Genomic DNA, 17788 nt, shown 5'->3' with positions numbered 1-17788 from the left:
CCGATTACTACAGGAGAACCCAATTGCGTCGACCTTGGCCGCTATCTGGTCGTCTACGGCCCTGTCATCAAGGTCTTCCGCAGGGCGTGTTCCGGGAGTGACGGAGCCCCCGAGACGCTCATACTAGACAAGGCGTCGAGGATCGAAATCAGCTTAGTGGAAAAATCGTTGAGTTTTCGAGCTCGCAATGGAGTAAGCGTACTTTGTATTCCACCTAATCTCAGCCCTGAGCGAAGCAACTAAACTCCTCGCCAACGACCGCTTCGGGCCGCCAGCAGCGGACATCGTGGCGTCGCAAACTTTTTCTATTTCTCCGTCGATTTGATCACGATCGCCAGGGATATCGTCAATGGGATGGGAAGCGCTGGGGCAATGGGGTGAAGGTGCGGTTCGCATCGAACCACTTGCCGGTGGAGTCGCCAACGACGTGTGGAGCGTTCGCATCAACGGGCAGATCGCGGTCGCTCGTCTCGGCTCCAGGACCGACGCTGATCTCGCATGGGAAGCCGCGCTGCTCCAATATCTCGACCGTGAAGGGATGGACGTTCCAGTGCCGATTCCGACGACTGACGGCAAGCTGTTCGTGGACGGTCTGGTGGTGATGAAATACATGGAGGGCGGACCGCCTGAGACGGAGTCCGACTGGCGTCGCGTGGCCGAAACGCTCCGCGAACTGCATCGGCTGACGCAGGGCTGGCCACAGCGCCCGGGTTGGCGATCGTCGACCGACCTCCTGCATGCCGAAACTGGAACGAGGATCAACCTTGCCGCGATGCCGCTTGAGGGCGTTGTTCGATGTCGAGCAGCGTGGGCGCGGCTCATCGGGCGTCAGACATGTGTTGTCCACGGCAACCCCAACAGCCCTGCCAACGTCCGCATGACCGCGGATCGGGTCGCGTTGATCGATTGGGACGAGGCACATGTCGACGTCCCCGACCTTGACCTGGTACTGCCCGGCAACGCTGCCGACCTCGACGACGGCGCGCATGACATCGCCGCGCAAGCATCAGCCGCATGGGAAGCCGCCGTCTGCTGGCGGGACGAGTATGCAGTCAAGCGGCTTGCCGAAGTTCGCCCGGTCTGAGCAGTTCCGGCGGATCGACGCGCCCCGTCGATCTCGAAATTCCAGAAGAACGACCGGTTTTGGAACATGATCCCGTCGTGGCCGGCGAGCTCGGTGGGGAAGCGTTGCACGCGCATCGCGGCCCCCGAGATACAGCACCGTTTTACGATCCGGGTGATGCGTATCGAGAGGCTGATTCTCATTTTCGCCGGCTACCGACCAGAGCGCGTGGCCGGTAAATTTTCCCCATTCGATCAAGCATTTCGCTTGATTGCCAAACGGCACACTCGGTGTCGCGGAGACCAGGGCTCGGTGACGCAACTTCAAAAGGGTGAACATTATGGACAGACTTTTCTATGTTGGCGTGTCGGCCGCTCTCTTTGCGGCCTTTGCCTTTTCGCTCAACTTCGTCGTGCCCTTCATCATCGGTGACTATTCCACCTTTGATTTTGCCCTCATCCGTCACGTCGTCTCGGCGCTCGTCGGGCTTTACATTCTGTTTTCCGAGAAGGGTGTCATGCGCCACCTCACGCTTCGAAACTGCCTGCAAGCCATCTGGCTCGCCTTCGTCGGCTATGTCGGCTACTTCCTGACAGTGACGGGAGCGGCCCTCTTTGCAGGCCCAGTCATCGCTCCGGCCTTTCTCGGGCTGGTACCAATCGTATTGATGGTCATTGGCAATCAGGGTCAGGCATCATTGCCATGGCGATCCCTCATGGTGCCTCTGGCACTGGTGCTGGTCGGCCTTGTTCTCGTCAATGGCACGGCATTCACGGCCGAAGGACTGGACTCTGTGCAATCATTGTGGATTGGCGTGCCGCTGGCGCTTGCTGCTGTGGGCCTTTGGGTCTGGTTCGCGCTTTCCAATCAGGCAGCACTCGCCGCACGGCCGGACATGCCCTCCGGCGTGTGGTCGGCGCTGATACTGGTTGGCGGCGGCGTCTTGATGCTGACCTTCTATCCCATCGGTGCCGCGATGGACCTCTTCCGGCTTCCTACATTGGGATTCGGCTGGAGCGCTGCCGGCAACCTCTATGTCTGGGGCACAACTCTCGCGCTACTGGCCACCGTGGGCGGCGTCTGGGCCTGGAGTATTGCGTCAAGGACCCTGGCGGTTGCCCTGGCCGCGCAATTGATCGTCTCCGAGACTGTCTTCGGCGTGATCGGCGGACTTGTCGTGCATGCGCGCTGGCCAACGCCGATCGAAGTCGCCGGGGTTGTTGTCCTGATCGCCGGCGTCGTTCTGTCGGTTCGGATTTTCTATGATCGCCAATTTGCATCTGGAAAGACAGCGCTTGCGAACGAGTGACCCGCTGGACACAGGGCCAAAAACAGGCGCAGGCATCGGAGATGCAATCACGTTCAACGTAAAATCCGCTTTTGACGCAAACATGCCGTCTCGCCAGTCCAATGCGTTGCCGCTTTCAAGCCGCCGCTTGGCTGGGCTCTACGACTGATATGAGGGCGCAACGCAGCCTTATCCTCGACGAAAAAGCTCGCTTAGGGCCGAACTCCGCCACGGCTCAGATGCACCAAAAGGCAAATTCCCCGACGAAGTCGCCTGCCCAAAGGCTTGCGTGCGGTGGAGTTGCGGCGGCCAGTAAAATCAACCGGCCGCCCTTCACATTCAGCACGGGAGCCGAGTGCCGGCTCCCTGTCCAATACTCTGGCGGCGGCGTCCCTCAGCACGAGCCTTCGGCGCTGCGGGTCGTCTCTCAGGCCTCGGATTTCAGCTTGCCACCGACCGCCCAGGATTCCTTGGCAATCTCCGTTATCAGGATTTCCAGCGACTCTGGCGGGCACGCCAGGGTTTCGACGGCGGCCTTGGTCGCTTCGCGCGCGAAGGCGCGCTTCTGATCGTCGGTGCGGCCGGGATGCATCTGCAGGTGAAGAATGGGCATGGTGTCTCCTTGGTCAGGTTGGTGATGTCCGTCGTCTTGGCGCGGGCATGACGACCATGTTGTAAATTCTTTGGTTGATAAATAAGCTGTTGGTGTCGTCATTCGAAACCAACAGGTAGGCAATCGTGGACAAGCTGGCCGGCATGGCGATGTTCGTCAGGGTCATCGACAATGGCAGTTTCGCGGCGGCCGCGGAGATCGCACAAGTGTCGCCTGCCATGGTTGCCAAGCACATCAAGACGATTGAGGCCCGGCTCGGGGCGAAGCTGATCCATCGCACCACGCGACGCCATCAGCTGACAGAGGTTGGCCAGCTCTATTACGAGCGCTGCAAGCGCGCCCTTTCCGAAGTGGCGCTGGCCGAGGCTTCGGCAAGCGAGCTGCAATCGGCGCCGCGCGGCCGGCTTCGGTTAGTTGCGCCGGTCAGCTTCGGGACGCAAGTCCTGGTGCCGGCGCTGATCGATTACCAGAACGCCTATCCCGACGTCAGCGTCGAGCTATCGCTCGACAACAATGTCCATGACCTCGTCGGCGAGGGGTTCGAGCTCGGTATCCACATCGGCCCGCTCTCGGACAGCAGCCTGGTCGCCCGCCCGCTCACGCCCTACCGGCGGATTCTCGCTGCCTCGCCGGACTATCTTGCCCGCCATGGCCGGCCGGCCTCGCCTGAGGCTCTGACGAACCATCTCTGCCTCGGCCACTCCTATTGGCGCATGCAGGATCGCTGGCACCTGGTCGGACCGGGGGGCGAAATGCGCGACGTACTGATTTCCGGAAAATTCTCTACCAACCAGGGGGCGGCGCTGCGCATGGCCGCGCTCAGCGGCGCGGGAATTGCGCTTCAGCCGGAACTGCTGCTCGCCGCCGATATCGCCGAAGGACGGCTCGAGCAGGTGCTGCCGGAATGGTCTTACAAGCCTGTACCGATGTACCTCGTCTATGCCCCGAACCGTCGGCCGACAGCGATGTTGCGGACGGTGATAGATTTCCTGGTGGAACGGTTTGGCTGACGAGGCTCGGTCGAGGCCGATGTCGCTTGTAAGGTTTAGCCTTGAGCTCTGTCCCCGGCTGCGGTCTTAAGACTGCGGATACTCATTAGGGGCGGCTATTTGCCACGCCCTTTTTTAGCCTATGGACGTCGAAGTTTCCGCATCTAGATGATGATCGGTTGTGGATAGCGTTTGATCAACTGCCTGTCGCCCAGCGGAACAACGCAATGCAAATCACAAAGCTTGTTTTCGGACTTTTGCTCATCGCTATCGTGCAGCCTAACCCTGCGGCTCACGCTGACGAGTTGGTGCGATTCGACAGCGCAGTCACAAAGCCAAGTCCATTCCTGGAACGCAGGGCCAGGGAACAAGGTGTCAGTCTCCCGCAGGCCCAAGCGACGCACTTGCTGGGATATCTGAGCCGACCTGAGGGAGATGGTCCCTTTCCGGCCATCGTTATCATGCATGGTTGCGGAGGTATTCGGCCGAACACCAAGACTTACTGGCCGCAGCGGTTGACCTCATGGGGATATGTCGTGCTGGTGGTCGACAGCTTCACCACCCGCAACATTGACAACACCTGTGAGCGTTATCTTCCCGATCGGGTATTCGATGCCTACGGGGCTCTCGATCTCCTGTCGACATACACCTTCGTTGACGCCCAACGTGTGGGGCTGATGGGCTTCTCGGCTGGTGGAATCGCAACACTGGAAGCCACGAAAACCGAAGGCATCGAGCAGTTTATGGATCGAAAGTTCAAGGCTGCAGTCGCCTACTATCCGGTTTGCGCTCCCCATGAGGGCGATGCGACGGTGCCAACCTTGATCCTAAATGGCGAACTGGACGATTGGAGCCCCGCCGAAAGGTGTCGGCAAAGGGTTTCTCACCTGAGTGGCAAAGGCCCGCCAATCGAACTCAACGTCTATCCGGGTGCATACCATGATTTCGATTCCCCGTACGTCGCGGTGGCAAAGACGGCATTCGGCCATCGGGAAGAATATAATGCGACGGCGGCCGAGCAGTCCTTTAGCAGCGTTCGAGCATTCCTGAACAAGTATCTCGACAAATAATTGGCTGCCGGCCGCGCGTCCGCTACTTCTGGCAACAGCAGACATTTCGAGCAGAGAAGGAGGCACCAATTGCAACTGAGCTTGGAGTTATGTGTCGAAACGCCTGAGAAATCGCTCGATTTCTATCAGCGTGTCTGGGAGAGCGGGCAGGCATCTTGATAGTGGAATTGAAAGCCTGCTTACCAGCTTCTATCCAATGCCAATCGAAAAGCTGTTGGTTGGCCTTCTTGCTCATGTTTACCTCGAAGCGGCCTACGATTCGATTTTTCAACGGGGTAATGGTGTGTTCCAAGATCAAGCTTTCAGCATTCCCGTCGATCATATCGACTGCCACCTCGTTGGCAATTTCGAGCTGCAGGATCGCGTGGAAGAAGTCAGGAAATCGACCTGGGCAGCAGTATGCGCAAAGCGTCCAGCTGCTTTCGACGGCGCTTTGTTGCGGATGGCCTCTTACCGGGTTGAAGGTGAACGGCTGAGCATTGCTGCAAGCCGGACCCGCTTTTCTGCCTACGTGGCGACACGCCATCCCACTTTCGGTTTCGAGTATCCAGAAGCGGATCGCGCTGACCCCCTTGGACTAACGGCCGTGGTGCTGACGGGCGACGGCAATGTCATTGTCACGAAGCGAAGTCTGCTGGCGGACCAAAACCCCGGCGGCCTCTATCTAATCGGGGGGTACGCCGAGCCACGTGAGAGCGACGGTCCCTTAGACCTCTTCAACGAGATTGCCCGCGAAGTAGAGGAGGAAATCGCCGTTCGTGATGTAACCCGATCTGAAGCGGTTGCTGTCGGTCTGGCTTATGATCCGGTCTTCTGCCACCCGGAACTGTTTCTCCTGATGCCGAGCGAATCCACGGCTGCGGATATCCTGTCAGGCGCAGAAGCGGCAGCTGATCGAAACGAAGCGTCTGAACTGCTATTTTACTCCGTTGACGATATTCTCGATGATAATGGCCCGCACAAAAACGCTGCTGTGACGTGGAGCTTCATCAAAGCCAGAAAGTTCCTGCAGCTGCATTGGCGGTAAGGTCTCACCTGATCCTCCGAGACCTCTCCGTGGATTATCAATCCGGTCGGAGCCGACCTCGTATGGTCAGGTAACCGAGTGCAGCAGTAACCTCTGGAGGAGCACCATGGTGACGCTGAGAATTTATGATCTCACAGTCGATCTACGGGATTTGTTGCGCCTGATGGCCCCTCGGTCCTTGCAATCGAATTGGACGATTTCGTCGGTCAAGTCATCTATACCTGGACATGGTTGGTTTGAAGCCACATCTGGCCGGACACCGACGCGCCACTCCTTCTCATCAGGTTGCTTCGAGCACCATGTTGAGCGGGGTCTGGGCTGCTCGCCGGACATGTGTGAACCCGCCAGACCGGATCACCTCTGTCAATCGCTTCTCTCCCGCCTGGGCGCCAAGCGCGAGTCCCGTCTCCTGCGCCAGGGAGGTGGGAACGCAGATCATCGTCGAGGCGGAGTAGTAAAGCCGCCCGACCGGGTTGATATTGTCCTCGAGCGTATCCCCGGCCGTGGGCTCGACCACCATCCACGTGCCACCCTCCTTCAGCGCCTTTCTGATATGCGCCGCCGCAGTCTTGGGGTCGCCCATGTCGTGCAGGCAGTCGAAGCAGGTGATCAGATCGAAGTCGCTTCCGTCGAAGTCCCGCGCGCGGCCCACCTTGAAGTGCACGTTCGTCAGGCCATCTGCCCGGGCGTGGGCAGTCGCGGCCGCAATCGAATCCGCATGGAAGTCGTAGCCGATGAACCGGGAATTGGGGAAAGCCTGCGCCATGAGGATCGTCGACAACCCATGTCCGCACCCCACATCGGCCACAGTCCCGCCCGCCTTTAACCTGTCGACGACGCCACCGAGCGCAGGCAGCCAGTCCTGCACGAGGGCGTTCACATAGCCGGGCCGGAACAGCCTCGCCACGGCGCAGAACATGCAGCCGGCCTGATCTCCCCAAGCCACGCCTCGACCGGTCTTGAAGGCAGACTGCACCTTCGGCTGGTTTTCGACCATCGCCGCAGCCGTATCGAACGCGCCAATCAGGTTGACCGGGCTGTCGGGTTCAGCAAACACATAGGCCTGCTCGGGCGTGAGCGAGAACCGGCCATTCTCGTAATGCACATAGCCCGAAGCCGCCTGCGCTGCCAGCCACTCGCGCACATAGCGCGGCGCGCATCCCGCGGCCCCTGCAAGCGCGTCGGCCGTCGCGGGTCCGATATCCTTGAGGGTCTTGTAGAGGTCGAGCGCGTCTCCGATCCGCACCAGCGGCACGCTGACTGCACCGCCAAGGTCGCCAAGGATGCGGCCCACGAGCTCATTGAGCGTTGTTTCGTTGAGTTGGGTCATGTCGGATTCCTCCTGATTTACGGGCGGCCTCTTGCCGATCGCGGTTCAAGGATGAGACCCGTCGCGCCTGACGGCATGAGACAGCTGTCCCGCGCAGCTGCGGATTCAGGCCCGGTAAAGGGGCGTTTGTCCCAAAGGTGGAGGCGACGCAGCTCGCTACCTGGAAAGCGCCATGACGATCGCCTGCGAACGGTTATGCACGCCGAGCTTGCTGAAAATCACCGACAGCTGGTTGCGCACGGTCTTCACGCTCTTGCCAAGGCGGGCTGCGATTGCGCGATTGTCGAGCCCCTCCGCGACGAGGTCGAAAAGCGCCGCCTCGGCGGCTGTCAGGCCGGCGTCGCGCACTGCGCGCGGTCGCACGGGTCGATCCTGCCCGAGGAATGTTGCGAGTTCGCCATGGAAGACGGCCCAGGCCGGTTCGTCTGGCAAGAGCACATGGTTCTTGCTCTCGAGCGGTATGAAGCGTGCTCCGGGAATCGCGGCCGCAAGTTTGCAGCCTTGGTCGAACGGTACGCGCATATCGCCGCGGCTATGCGCAACCAAAGTCGGGACGCGAAGTGTCGTCGCCAGATCCAGCACATCGAGCCCCTGCATCTGCCAGAGCAGTTGCGCGGCAACGTCGGGTGCTGCCGTCACACGCTCCAGATCGCCCCACCAGCGATGCTGTTCGGGTGTCCCGTCCGGAATGAAAAGGTTGGTAAAAAACCGACAGAATGCCGGATTGTCGCGGCCCCAGCCGATGCGGATGAGGTTGACGAGCGTCTCGGCCTCCAAGCGCTCGGGCTCGGTCTGCGCGCGTGCCCGCGCACCCTGACTATAGGCATTCAGGAGCACCAGGTGAGACACCCGCTCGGGATGCCTCAGGGCGAATGCGATACTGAGGGCGCCGCCTTGCGAAAGACCGAGGAGGACGAAACGCGGCTCCTCGATCGAGGCTGCCACGGCATCCAGGTCCGCGTGCCACGCTTCAACCGAAAGATCGGCGACATGCCGGTCCGATAGACCGCAGCCGCGCGGATCGTAACGCACAAACCGGTTGCCGGCCGAGAGCGCCTGCAGCCACGGCCGCCAGACCGGGCTCTCGACATCATAGTCGACATGACTAAGCCAGTGAGCCGCCCGAAGGATCACTTGTCCCGTCCCGCACGATGCGACGGCTATCCGGGTGCCGTCGGCGGAGGCGCAGAACCGTATGGTCTGGCTGAGTTTCATCCGTCAAGATTAGCGCATCGAGAGGTTGCGCAACAGGTCCGTCCCGACGAACTTCGCGCCATGACGGACGTGTGGTCAATGTTGCCGACGAGGCGACCCTTGCCTTCGAGACCGTGTCTTGCGCTCCTGTGCAGCCAGCCTAGGCCTCAGGCGACGGACCATCCACCGTCCACCAGCAGGTTCGCGCCCGTGATGAGGCTCGCAGCCGGCGATGCCAGGAAGACCACGGCCCCCACCACATCATCGGTTTCACCGATCCGGCCGAGTGGAATGTGACCGAGCGTCGCTTTGTGATTTTCGGCATCGGATAGAAAAGGTGCTGTACCATCGGTGTGAATGAACGTCGGCGATACGGTGTTTACAGTGACATTATAGGATGCCCATTCGGCTGCAAGGCAGCGCGTGAGGTGATTAATTGCCGCCTTGCTCATGCAATAGATTGCCTCGCCGCGCAGTGCCACGGTGCCAGCCTGTGAGCTGATGCTGATGATCCGGCCCCCATTGCGCTTGATCATGTGACGCCCTACTGCCTGCATCATCAGAAAAGTGCCCTTGATGTTGACATCGAGTATCTCGTCGAGGTCCTTCTCCTCGACGAGTTCCGCGAGATTGCCCGGAGCCACGCCGACGTTGTTGACGAGGACGTCGATCCGACCGAACGTGGTAAGCGCCGCGTCGACCGCTTGTGCGATATGGGCCTTGTTGGGAATGTCCAGTTCAACGGGCAGAACTTTTCGTCCCGCGCCCTCGAGTTCGGCAACCAGGCCCGCCGACGCCGCGACATCGCGGACCCCCAAAACAATATCGGAGCCTGCTCTCGCACAGGCAAGCGCGCAAGCTCGACCGATGCCACGGCTTGCTCCCGTCACCAAAGTCACCTTGCCCTCAAGGCTGAAGTCCGGCGCATTCTTCTGCATCATGGCTCCTCCCTCGATGAAGCTGATTTATGGCAGCGTCGGCGGGCGGATGCCAGATATTCTCAGCATGCTGAGGAGCGTCCCTTTGGGACGCGTGAGGCCTGCTTCGGCTCTGGGTAGCGCCACAAGCAGACCTGCCGTTTTGGCGGCGTGCTAGTTGCGGCGCGTCGATGGGTGTAGACTGCCGACACTATTGCATGTTCATGCAAGGCAACGATGATGGGCACCCCCGCGCTCGACCGAAAGCTGCTCGCGATCCTAGCGGCGGATATGGTCGGCTACTCGAAGGCGATGGAGGCCGATGAGGCCGGCACCATCAAGCGACTGAAGGCCATCCGCGCCGACCTGATCAATCCCGCCATCTCCCAGCGCCATGGCACCGTTATCAAGCTGATGGGCGACGGCACGCTCGTCGCCTTCGACAGCGTGGTTGATGCGGTTGCCTGCGCCGCGGAATTTCAGAATGCCGTGGCGGCGCGCAACGCCGACCTACCGGAGCCCGAGCGCATCGTATTTCGCGTCGGGATCAATCTGGGCGATGTGGCCTTGGTGGATGGCGATGTCTATGGGGATGGCGTGAATGTCGCCGCGCGGCTGGAGCATTTGGCCGAGCCGGGCGGCGTGGTGGTGTCGGGCACGGCATACGATCATCTCCAGGGCAAACTCGACTGGCCGCTCGATTTCGCCGGCGAGCAGCAGGTCAAGAACATCAGCCGCCCGGTACGGATGTATCGGCTGAGGCTCGACGGCAAACGGGCGCGTCGGCCCCTTCTCAAAATTGTACCGCGCTGGGCCAAGGCGGCTGCAGCGGCGATCGTGGCGCTTGCTCTGGCGGGCGGCGGGGTCTGGTGGTTCTTGCAGCCCGAACCTTTGAGTGGCAAGCCGTCGGTGGCGGTGCTGCCCTTCAACAATTATGGCGGCGACGAGGCCAGCGGGCGTCTGGCCTATGGGCTGACCGAGGACATCATCACCGACCTCGCGCGGTTTCCCGAATTCGAGGTGGTGGCGCGGAATTCGACGGACGTTTATAAAGGCAAGCCCGTGGATGCCCGCCAGGTCGCAAGCGCGCTCCATGTCGGCTTTGTACTGGAAGGCTCGATCCAGCGGCAGAGTGATCGGGTACGGATCACAGCACAGTTGATCGATGCAAAGGCCGGCCATCATCTTTGGTCGGAGAATTGGGACCGGCCCGCTGAGGACGTGTTCGCCGTTCAGACCGAAATCGCAGAACAGGTCGCCAACCGCCTCGGCGGCGGAGTGGGACTGATTCAAGAGGCCGGGCGGGCTGCAGCCAAACGCAAACGGCCTGAAAACCTGAATGCCTATGATTACTATCTTCTCGGGTCCGAGAAGATTGAAAAGCTCACAAAAGCCGATGACGAGGAGGCCATCACGTTTCTCAACCGCGCCGTCGAGCTGGACCCGGGGCTGGCACGGGCCTGGGTAGAACTTTACCATGCTCATGATCTGATGGGTGTGTTTGGCGTCGATCCCGAGAGCAACCGCAAGGCGGCCGCCGATGTGGCCGAACGCGCGGTGCGGCTTGATCCGAGCGACGCTGAAGCCCATGCGGTGTTTGGTATGAGCCTTGCCAATAAGGGCGACATGGGCCGCGGCAAGTCCGAATTCGACACGGCCCTTCGTCTGGCTCCGGGTTCGTCCGAAATCCTGACTTTTTACAGCGGCTATGCAGCACGCTTCGGTGAACCAGAACGCGGTGCTCAAATGGTCGACAAGGTCATGCGGCTCGACCCGAATTATCCGATGTGGGCGTCCAACTTCTTCGCACCTGCCTATTTTATGGCGGGGCGGTATGAGGACGCGGTGACGATGCTGGAGCGCATGACGCCTAACAACTACCAAAGGTGGACTTGGGTGGTCCGTAGCAGCTCGCTTGCGGCACTGGGTCGAACCGATGAGGCGCATGCTTCAGCTATGGAAACTCTCAAGCAGCACCCCGAGGTGACTGTCGAGAGCATGATCAGTGAACCCGGCCTAAGCATAATCGAGCGCAATCGGTTTATAGAGACAATGCCGCTCGCCGGCTTCCCGGCGTGCGCCAAGCCCGAGGCGCTGGTGAACCTCGCCAAACCTGTGCGACTGCCGGAATGCGAGGCGGGGAAGGCCAACCCCCTCGGGCAGCCATAGAGCAACCCTGTGCAACGCACGGCCGAGCAGTTGATGTCGGGAACGAGATCGTAGGTCTGCTGGTAGAGGCTCTGCGCCAGCGTATTGTTGCCGCGGTTTTCCGAGGCAAGGGATGCGAGCGCCGTGCGCTTGTAAGCCTCGACGATCGGCTCGGCGGCATCTTCCGCGTCACCGCCGAATTGCCCTGACCGATCCGAAGTCTAGAGACCGGAAAAGGAAAGCGGTGTGCCGCTTATACCGTTTATTGCCCAGAGTGGACCAGGGTTCGTACCTTCCACCGTGCGAGAAGGCAGTTTCTCCATTACCTGAGCGCATTTCGGCGCCGCTTGGCCGAGGCTTTCATGCAGGCGAGGCATTTCCGATCGCCCCTCAAAGCAGCACGCGAAGCGAGGCGGCCATCCGGGCGAAATCGGCCTGGCGGCGCGTTCCCGTCTTGGCGAAGATATTGCGGACATGCGTCTTGACCGTGTTGGCGGACAGGCCGAGCTGTTTGGCGATCGCCTTCGGCGCTTCGCCGTGGGCGATCAGCTCGAAGATGCGGGTTTCCGCTGGGGTCAGGCCGTAAAGCTGGGTCACGGGTTCGCTCGGCAGCAGCGCCTGGCTGCCGGCCGGCACGAGGAAGAGAGCGGCCGACGCCGGCAGGCAGAGTGCGCCGCGGCTTTGCCGCTGCCGCAGTGGCAGGACGTGCACGACATAGGCGGAGCCGTCGGCATGGCGCAGGGGAATACCAGCTCCGCCGTTGCCGCCAAGGGCGACCTCGTCGGACGCAGCCTTGGCGATGGCCTGTTCGAGCGCTGCGGCGCCTTCGGCCCTCACCGCCAGCCGGTTGCCGGCCGACCGAAACGGCCCCGGCCGCGACAGCAGGCTTTCGGCGGTCGGATTGGCATGGATGATGGTCATCAGTTCGTCCACCAGCAGCACGCCGACAGGCAGGCTCTCGACCACCGAGGCATAGGCCGATGCTGCGATCGACTGCAGCTCTAACTGCTGGGCGATCGATATGGCGCGGCGCAGATGCGGCGCAAGGAGGCGCAGCAGGCCGAGCTCGCTTTCGCCCACCGGGCCGACCGAGGCGTGACGCCCGAGCGCCATGCTGGAGACCATATGCGGGTTGCGCTCCAGCCCGATCGCCACGGCATCGATATAGCCCTGCGGCGCGAACCAGCCGCTGTAATAGGGATTGGCCTTCAGCCGGCGGCCGTCGACGATCTCAGACTGAAGGATGGGTTCCTCCAGCGGATATTGCTGGATGCGCGCGTCGCCGCCCCAGAGATCCATGATATCGGCCCAGTAGCCAGGCAGCTTTTCCATCCACGGCCCTTCGATTCCGACGCTGACGCCGAAGACGGCGTTGCCTTCGGGGAAGGCGCTGATGCTGAGCAGGCCATAGGAAAAGTCGAGCTCGCGCAGCAGCTCGCTGACGAAGGCCTCCCATTTGACCGGTTCGAGAACGCAGTCATAGATCATGCCGACGAGATGCGAGGTCAGTTGAAGCGGTGGATGAATATTCATCGGGAAGGGCTACACCGGTGAGGACAGGGAATGGACGAGCCGCACGAGATCGGCCTGCCTGTTCGTGGAGGTTTTGGCGAAGATCCGCAGCAGATGCGTCTTCACCGTCGAGCGCTTCGATTGCAGAGTGCCGGCAATGTCGGCCAGCGTCGATCCCGCCCCCAGAAGCTGGAGGACGCGAGTCTCAGCCGGCGTCAGGCCGTAAAGCGCGCTCAGCGCCTGCTGCGGCGGCGAGCGCGTGGCCATCGGCGAGACCAGCACGATGGCGACTGCTGATTGCCGCACGGGAAGCGGCGGCCTCAAATCCTCGCGCACCGCCATCACCTGGATCACAGCCGGAACGCCGGCGCCGTCGACAGCGATGAAATTGATCGGCGCCCCTGATCCGCCAATTTCGCCGGTCGCCTTCACCACGGCCTGCTCAAGCGCCTTCTGCGCCGAGGCCGGTCTGAGTTCCAGGCATCCATGCCGCAGACGCACCGGATTGCCGCCTTCGATCATGCTCTCGCCGGCCCGGTTGGCGCGAATGAGGTAAAGCGCCTCGTCGACAAGAAGAACCCCGCTTTCCCAGCCATCCACATTGGCCTCGTGCAACTCGGATGCGATCGCCCGATCGCGGGCGATGCGGCCGATCGACGCAGCCCGCTCGAGATGCCCGATCAGGATGGCATCGAGGGCCGGCCGGGTGGCGATCCTGATATCGCCGTCACCCCTGTTGCCGTGACCGGCACCGTCGGCTGCCAATGTCGACAGACAGGGCTGTTCGAAGTCCAGGCCCGATATATCAGATAAAAGGCGCCGGATAGTCTCGATTGTGGCAGGCCAGCGTTCCGGAAAGAGCGCACATTCGTAAATCTGCCCAAGCACGGACGAAAATACATCCGGCGAAATATTTGATGCCATTTGCGATGCTCTTCGGATTTACTGCAATGCAGCAACGATAGTGCAGTCCAAAAATGGGCTCAAGCTGTTTCTCATCCCAATGGTGGACGCCGTTATTTACAACCCTCACTACAGTCGCGCCAGAATTCGTCCCGACGCAACGATGAAGGCACGACATGACGACACCGATCATTCTCTCCTCGAACGCTGACGGCGAAGCCGGCAATGGCAATTCGGGTGTGGCCGGAAGCGGCAGCATTTCCCCCGATGGAGCCAAGGCGGTCTTCACCTCCTCCGCCTCCAATCTCGTCGCCGGAGACGCGGACGGCCATTCCGACATCTTCCTGAAGGACCTCGTGACGGGAGCAGTCACCATTCTCTCGGATGCGGCAGGTGCCGAGAGCGCCAGCTTCACGCCAGACTGATCGAAGGCCACCTTCGTCTCGGCGGCAAACAATCTCGCTGTTTTGGCTTAGGTGCTGGAATTCGATGCTCCGTTAAATTCTAAGACATTGATTTGGAAGGATTTGTGATGTCTGACATAACTGAAGCCGCACTTATATCAGCCGAAACAGGTGATAGTGCAGACGTAAGCCCCTCAGGAAATCCAAATATCGATCCGCTTCTCTCGGGTACCCGATGGACGTCGACGACGCTGACCTACAGCTTCCCTGCTCAAGGTTCTTTTTATTCCTATTATCCCTCTGGCGGCTTCGAATATCCGGGCGTCGGACTTGGGCCCTGGTGGGCGCAGCATGTCGGCTTTACCGCCGCTCAGCAGGATGCGACCCGCTCCGCCCTTGCCATGGTCTCTTCTTACACCGGCCTCAACTTTTCCGAAGTGACCGAAACGGCGACCGACCACGCCATTTTGCGGTTCAGCCAGTTGAAGACCGTCTATGACAGCGACGCTCCACCCATCGAGAATTTCGATTCGACGATGTTCAATGCCCCCGGCCACACGCCCGAGGCGGGCGACGCATGGTTCAGCCAGGATAATTTCTTTTTTGGCCAGCCGATAAAGGGAAATTTTGGCTTTCTGGACATCATGAGGGGCGTGGCGCAGACCCTCGGCCTGGATCAGGGCGGGCACAGCGCCGACTATTCCATCTTCTTCGGAGCCGACCATTCGTTCGGCTATTACGCGGGAGACCAGTCGCAACAAAGCTTCATGCCGGCAGATATCGCGGCTCTTCAATATCTCTACGGCGCCAACTTCACCACCAACGGCGGCGACACGACCTATTCATGGGACCCGACCACCGGCGAGCAATTCCACAACGGTGTCGGCCAGGGCGCCCCGGCGACAAACACGATCTACGGCACGGTCTGGGATGGCGGCGGCGTCGACACCTACGATCTGTCAAACTACAGCAGTGACCTCAAGATTGACCTCGCCCCGGGTGCGATGTCGACTTTCTCCGAAAGCCAGCTGGCCGCTCGCCATCTTTCGGCAAGCAACATCATCACGCCGCCCGAGGGTAATATCGCCAACGCGCTGCTCTACAATAACGATCCACGCTCGTTGATCGAGAACGCCAAGGGCGGATCCGGAGCGGATACGATACTGGGCAACATCGCTGCCAACACATTGAGCGGCGGCGGCGGCAACGATGCGCTCTCGGGCAAGGAGGGCAACGACACACTGAACGGCGGAGCCGGCAATGACGGACTGCTGGGCGGGGCCGGCAACGACATCCTTCGCGGCGGCGCGGGCGCGGACGTGCTCTACGGCGACGACCAGCCTGCGGGCGTTGGCCTCGGCAGCGGCTCGGTGACGAAGCCTGTCGGCAACGCGATTTCGTCCTTCGCCACGGCGCTCGATATCTCCAACAGCTTCAGCGTCTTTGCCGATGCCAATGTCCAGGATTCGACCACGGTCCCGCATGTCACGATCAACCTGCCCGACGAAGAAGCCTACAGCGAAGGCTATTATCGCGTGCATCTCAACGCCGGGACGACGGTGACGCTCGATGTCGATGGCCTGCCTTACGGGACCTACAGCCAAGTCGGCCTCTACGACTCGGCGCACGCGCTGGTCGCCTTCAACAAGGCGATGGGTGGACAGCTCGATCCCGGCTCGGCCAGCGGGACAGACTCCTTCATCACCTTTACCGTCGCCACGACAGGCGATTATTACATCACGCATTCCGGCAACGGCAAAATGGCGCACCAGCTTCATGTCTCGGCGGATGGCCCGGTTTCGCCGATCGGCATGGGCAGCGGCGAGGTTGTCAAGCCCGCCACGCTCGATCTTTCCTCCGCTGACAAGGCGCTCGATCTGACGGATCGCTTCAGCCTGGGCGCCAACGCCAACATCGCCAACGCCACCTCGCTGCCGCATGTGACGGTCGACGCCTCAACCGGTGAGAATGGCTTTGACTACTACCATCTCCGGCTCCTTGCCGGCACCACCGTTACCTTCGACATCGACAGCACGTCGCCGAGCGTGACCACGGACACCAACATCCGCCTATACGCCTCGCGCGGGCTCGATATCGCCTATAATGACGATATGACGGGGCCGCTCGATCCGGGATCGACGAATGTAAAAGATTCCCACCTGACGTTTACCGTCCAGAATACCGGCGACTATTACCTGGTGGTCGATAATTACTACAACAGGGCCTATGATTATCAGCTGCACGTCTCGGTGGATGTGCCAAGCTACGGCGCTGTCGCTTCCGGCAATGACACCGCCTCCTATTCGGATGCGACGCAGGCCGTGACGGCCAGTCTCGCCGACTCCTCGGTCAACACCGGGGATGCGGCGGGAGACAAGTATTTCTCGATCGAGAACCTGACCGGCTCCGACTACGGCGACACGCTTATCGGCGACAGGCTTGCCAATATCCTGAGTGGCGGTAAAGGCGACGACCGGATATCGGGCGGCGGCGGTGACGACATTTTTTCCGGTGGCGATGGCAGCGACACAATCGTGTTTGCCGGCAAATACGCCGATTACCAATGGAACTCGGATCTTCACACCATTGCCAGCGTTGCGGAAGGCAAGGACACATACGGTCTCGATGTTGAATTCGCGCAATTCGCGGATCGCACAATCGATCTGGGAACCGGCGAGCCGCCTCCGGTCAACACCGCGCCGACCAACATCCAGCTCTCCAAGATGGTCGTCGCAGAGGACACGCCGCGATGGACGACGCTCGGCCTGCTTTCGGCCTTCGACGGCGACGGCGACACGCTGAAATTCAAGCTCATCGACGACGCCGACGGGCAGTTCTCGCTGAAAGGCGACAGGCTGGTCACCGCCAAGGCCTTCGATTTCGAGGCGAAGAGTTCCTTCGCTATCATCGTCGAGGTCTCCGACGGCACAGTGTCAGTCGACAAGACCTTTGCGATTTCGGTCAAGGATGTCGCCGAACCTGCGGTCAACACTGCCCCGGTCGAGCTCAAACTCTCCCGCGCCAGCATCAAAGAGAACATCAAGGTCGGCTCCTCGGTCGGCCTGTTTTCAGCCATCGATGCCGAGGGCAATACGATCAAGTGGTCGCTCGTCGGCGATGCCGACCATTTCAAGATCGTCGGCAACAAATTGCAGACGACGGCGGCGATCGACTACGAGACCATAACAGATCACGCGTTGACGATCACCGCAAAGGCCACCGACAGCCTCGGCGCATCGACTGTCAAGTCCTTCACCATCGACATCCAGAACGTGGCCGAGCCCGTCCTGGCGGTGGCAGCCCATCACGACATGCTTATGTGAGGCGGAT

The 17788-nt window shown here is 60.9% G+C and carries 14 protein-coding genes and 1 pseudogene; 8 read left to right on the top strand and 7 right to left on the bottom strand.

The window, feature by feature from the left end; translation table 11 throughout:
• Positions 1-349 precede the first annotated feature (349 nt).
• Both CUJ84_RS32110 and CUJ84_RS32105 read left to right on the top strand, forming a co-directional pair.
• A complete protein-coding gene (locus CUJ84_RS32110; protein ID WP_105009609.1) occupies positions 350-1084 on the top strand; it encodes a phosphotransferase enzyme family protein in 735 nt (244 codons plus the stop codon).
• A 319-nt stretch (positions 1085-1403) separates the two neighbouring features.
• The gene (locus CUJ84_RS32105) at positions 1404-2372 is read left to right on the top strand and encodes a DMT family transporter (protein ID WP_105009608.1); all 969 of its coding nucleotides are present in this window, start codon (positions 1404-1406) and stop codon (positions 2370-2372) included.
• Between the two features lie 406 nt (positions 2373-2778).
• On the opposite strand, the gene CUJ84_RS32100 is transcribed toward CUJ84_RS32105, so the two are convergent.
• Positions 2779-2964, bottom strand: coding sequence for a 4-oxalocrotonate tautomerase (locus CUJ84_RS32100; RefSeq protein WP_105009607.1), 186 nt, complete (start codon positions 2962-2964; stop codon positions 2779-2781).
• 125 nt (positions 2965-3089) lie between these two features.
• Here CUJ84_RS32100 and CUJ84_RS32095 point away from each other — a divergent pair, with 125 nt between their 5' ends.
• The 3 genes from CUJ84_RS32095 (at position 3090) to CUJ84_RS32085 (ending at position 6050) form a co-directional block, all read left to right on the top strand.
• Positions 3090-3974, top strand: a complete 885-nt coding sequence (locus CUJ84_RS32095) for a LysR family transcriptional regulator (RefSeq protein ID WP_105009606.1) — start codon at positions 3090-3092, stop codon at positions 3972-3974.
• A gap of 206 nt (positions 3975-4180) precedes the next feature.
• Entirely contained in the window at positions 4181-5023 is an 843-nt protein-coding gene (locus CUJ84_RS32090; RefSeq protein ID WP_105009605.1) for a dienelactone hydrolase family protein, read from the top strand.
• A 91-nt stretch (positions 5024-5114) separates the two neighbouring features.
• A complete protein-coding gene (locus CUJ84_RS32085) occupies positions 5115-6050 on the top strand; it encodes an NUDIX hydrolase (protein WP_245457607.1) in 936 nt (311 codons plus the stop codon).
• A 280-nt stretch (positions 6051-6330) separates the two neighbouring features.
• Here CUJ84_RS32085 and CUJ84_RS32080 read toward each other — a convergent pair whose 3' ends face one another.
• The 3 genes from CUJ84_RS32080 to CUJ84_RS32070 all read right to left on the bottom strand — a co-directional run bounded on the left by CUJ84_RS32080 (position 6331) and on the right by CUJ84_RS32070 (position 9512).
• The gene (locus tag CUJ84_RS32080) at positions 6331-7380 is read right to left on the bottom strand and encodes a class I SAM-dependent methyltransferase (RefSeq protein WP_105009604.1); all 1050 of its coding nucleotides are present in this window, start codon (positions 7378-7380) and stop codon (positions 6331-6333) included.
• A 156-nt stretch (positions 7381-7536) separates the two neighbouring features.
• Positions 7537-8595, bottom strand: coding sequence for an alpha/beta fold hydrolase (locus tag CUJ84_RS32075; RefSeq protein ID WP_105009603.1), 1059 nt, complete (start codon positions 8593-8595; stop codon positions 7537-7539).
• 146 nt (positions 8596-8741) lie between these two features.
• A complete protein-coding gene (locus CUJ84_RS32070; protein ID WP_105009669.1) occupies positions 8742-9512 on the bottom strand; it encodes an SDR family NAD(P)-dependent oxidoreductase in 771 nt (256 codons plus the stop codon).
• A 219-nt stretch (positions 9513-9731) separates the two neighbouring features.
• Between CUJ84_RS32070 and CUJ84_RS32065 the strand changes: the two genes are divergently transcribed.
• Complete coding sequence (locus CUJ84_RS32065; protein ID WP_105009602.1) at positions 9732-11660, top strand: adenylate/guanylate cyclase domain-containing protein; 1929 nt, start codon at positions 9732-9734, stop codon at positions 11658-11660.
• 14 nt (positions 11661-11674) lie between these two features.
• On the opposite strand, the pseudogene CUJ84_RS32060 reads toward CUJ84_RS32065, so the two are convergent.
• The 3 genes and pseudogenes from CUJ84_RS32060 to CUJ84_RS32050 all read right to left on the bottom strand — a co-directional run.
• Positions 11675-11818: pseudogene (locus tag CUJ84_RS32060) on the bottom strand (FHA domain-containing protein); the annotation flags it as partial.
• A 211-nt stretch (positions 11819-12029) separates the two neighbouring features.
• Positions 12030-13172 (bottom strand): helix-turn-helix transcriptional regulator, encoded by a 1143-nt coding sequence (locus CUJ84_RS32055; protein WP_105009601.1) that lies wholly within the window; start codon positions 13170-13172, stop codon positions 12030-12032.
• Positions 13173-13181: 9 nt separating this feature from the next.
• Positions 13182-14075, bottom strand: a complete 894-nt coding sequence (locus CUJ84_RS32050) for a helix-turn-helix transcriptional regulator (RefSeq protein WP_105009600.1) — start codon at positions 14073-14075, stop codon at positions 13182-13184.
• 155 nt (positions 14076-14230) lie between these two features.
• Here CUJ84_RS32050 and CUJ84_RS32045 point away from each other — a divergent pair, with 155 nt between their 5' ends.
• Positions 14231-14479: a hypothetical protein gene (locus CUJ84_RS32045; protein ID WP_105009599.1), complete on the top strand. Its 249-nt coding sequence runs from the start codon at positions 14231-14233 to the stop codon at positions 14477-14479.
• A gap of 107 nt (positions 14480-14586) precedes the next feature.
• Entirely contained in the window at positions 14587-17781 is a 3195-nt protein-coding gene (locus tag CUJ84_RS32040) for a M10 family metallopeptidase C-terminal domain-containing protein (RefSeq protein WP_105009598.1), read from the top strand.
• The last annotated feature ends 7 nt before the right edge of the window (positions 17782-17788 follow it).

This window comes from Rhizobium leguminosarum (genome assembly GCF_002953715.1).
Lineage (GTDB): Bacteria > Pseudomonadota > Alphaproteobacteria > Rhizobiales > Rhizobiaceae > Rhizobium > Rhizobium leguminosarum_V.
Note: the sequence above shows the minus strand (reverse complement) of the source record. Positions and strands in the feature narration are given on the sequence as shown.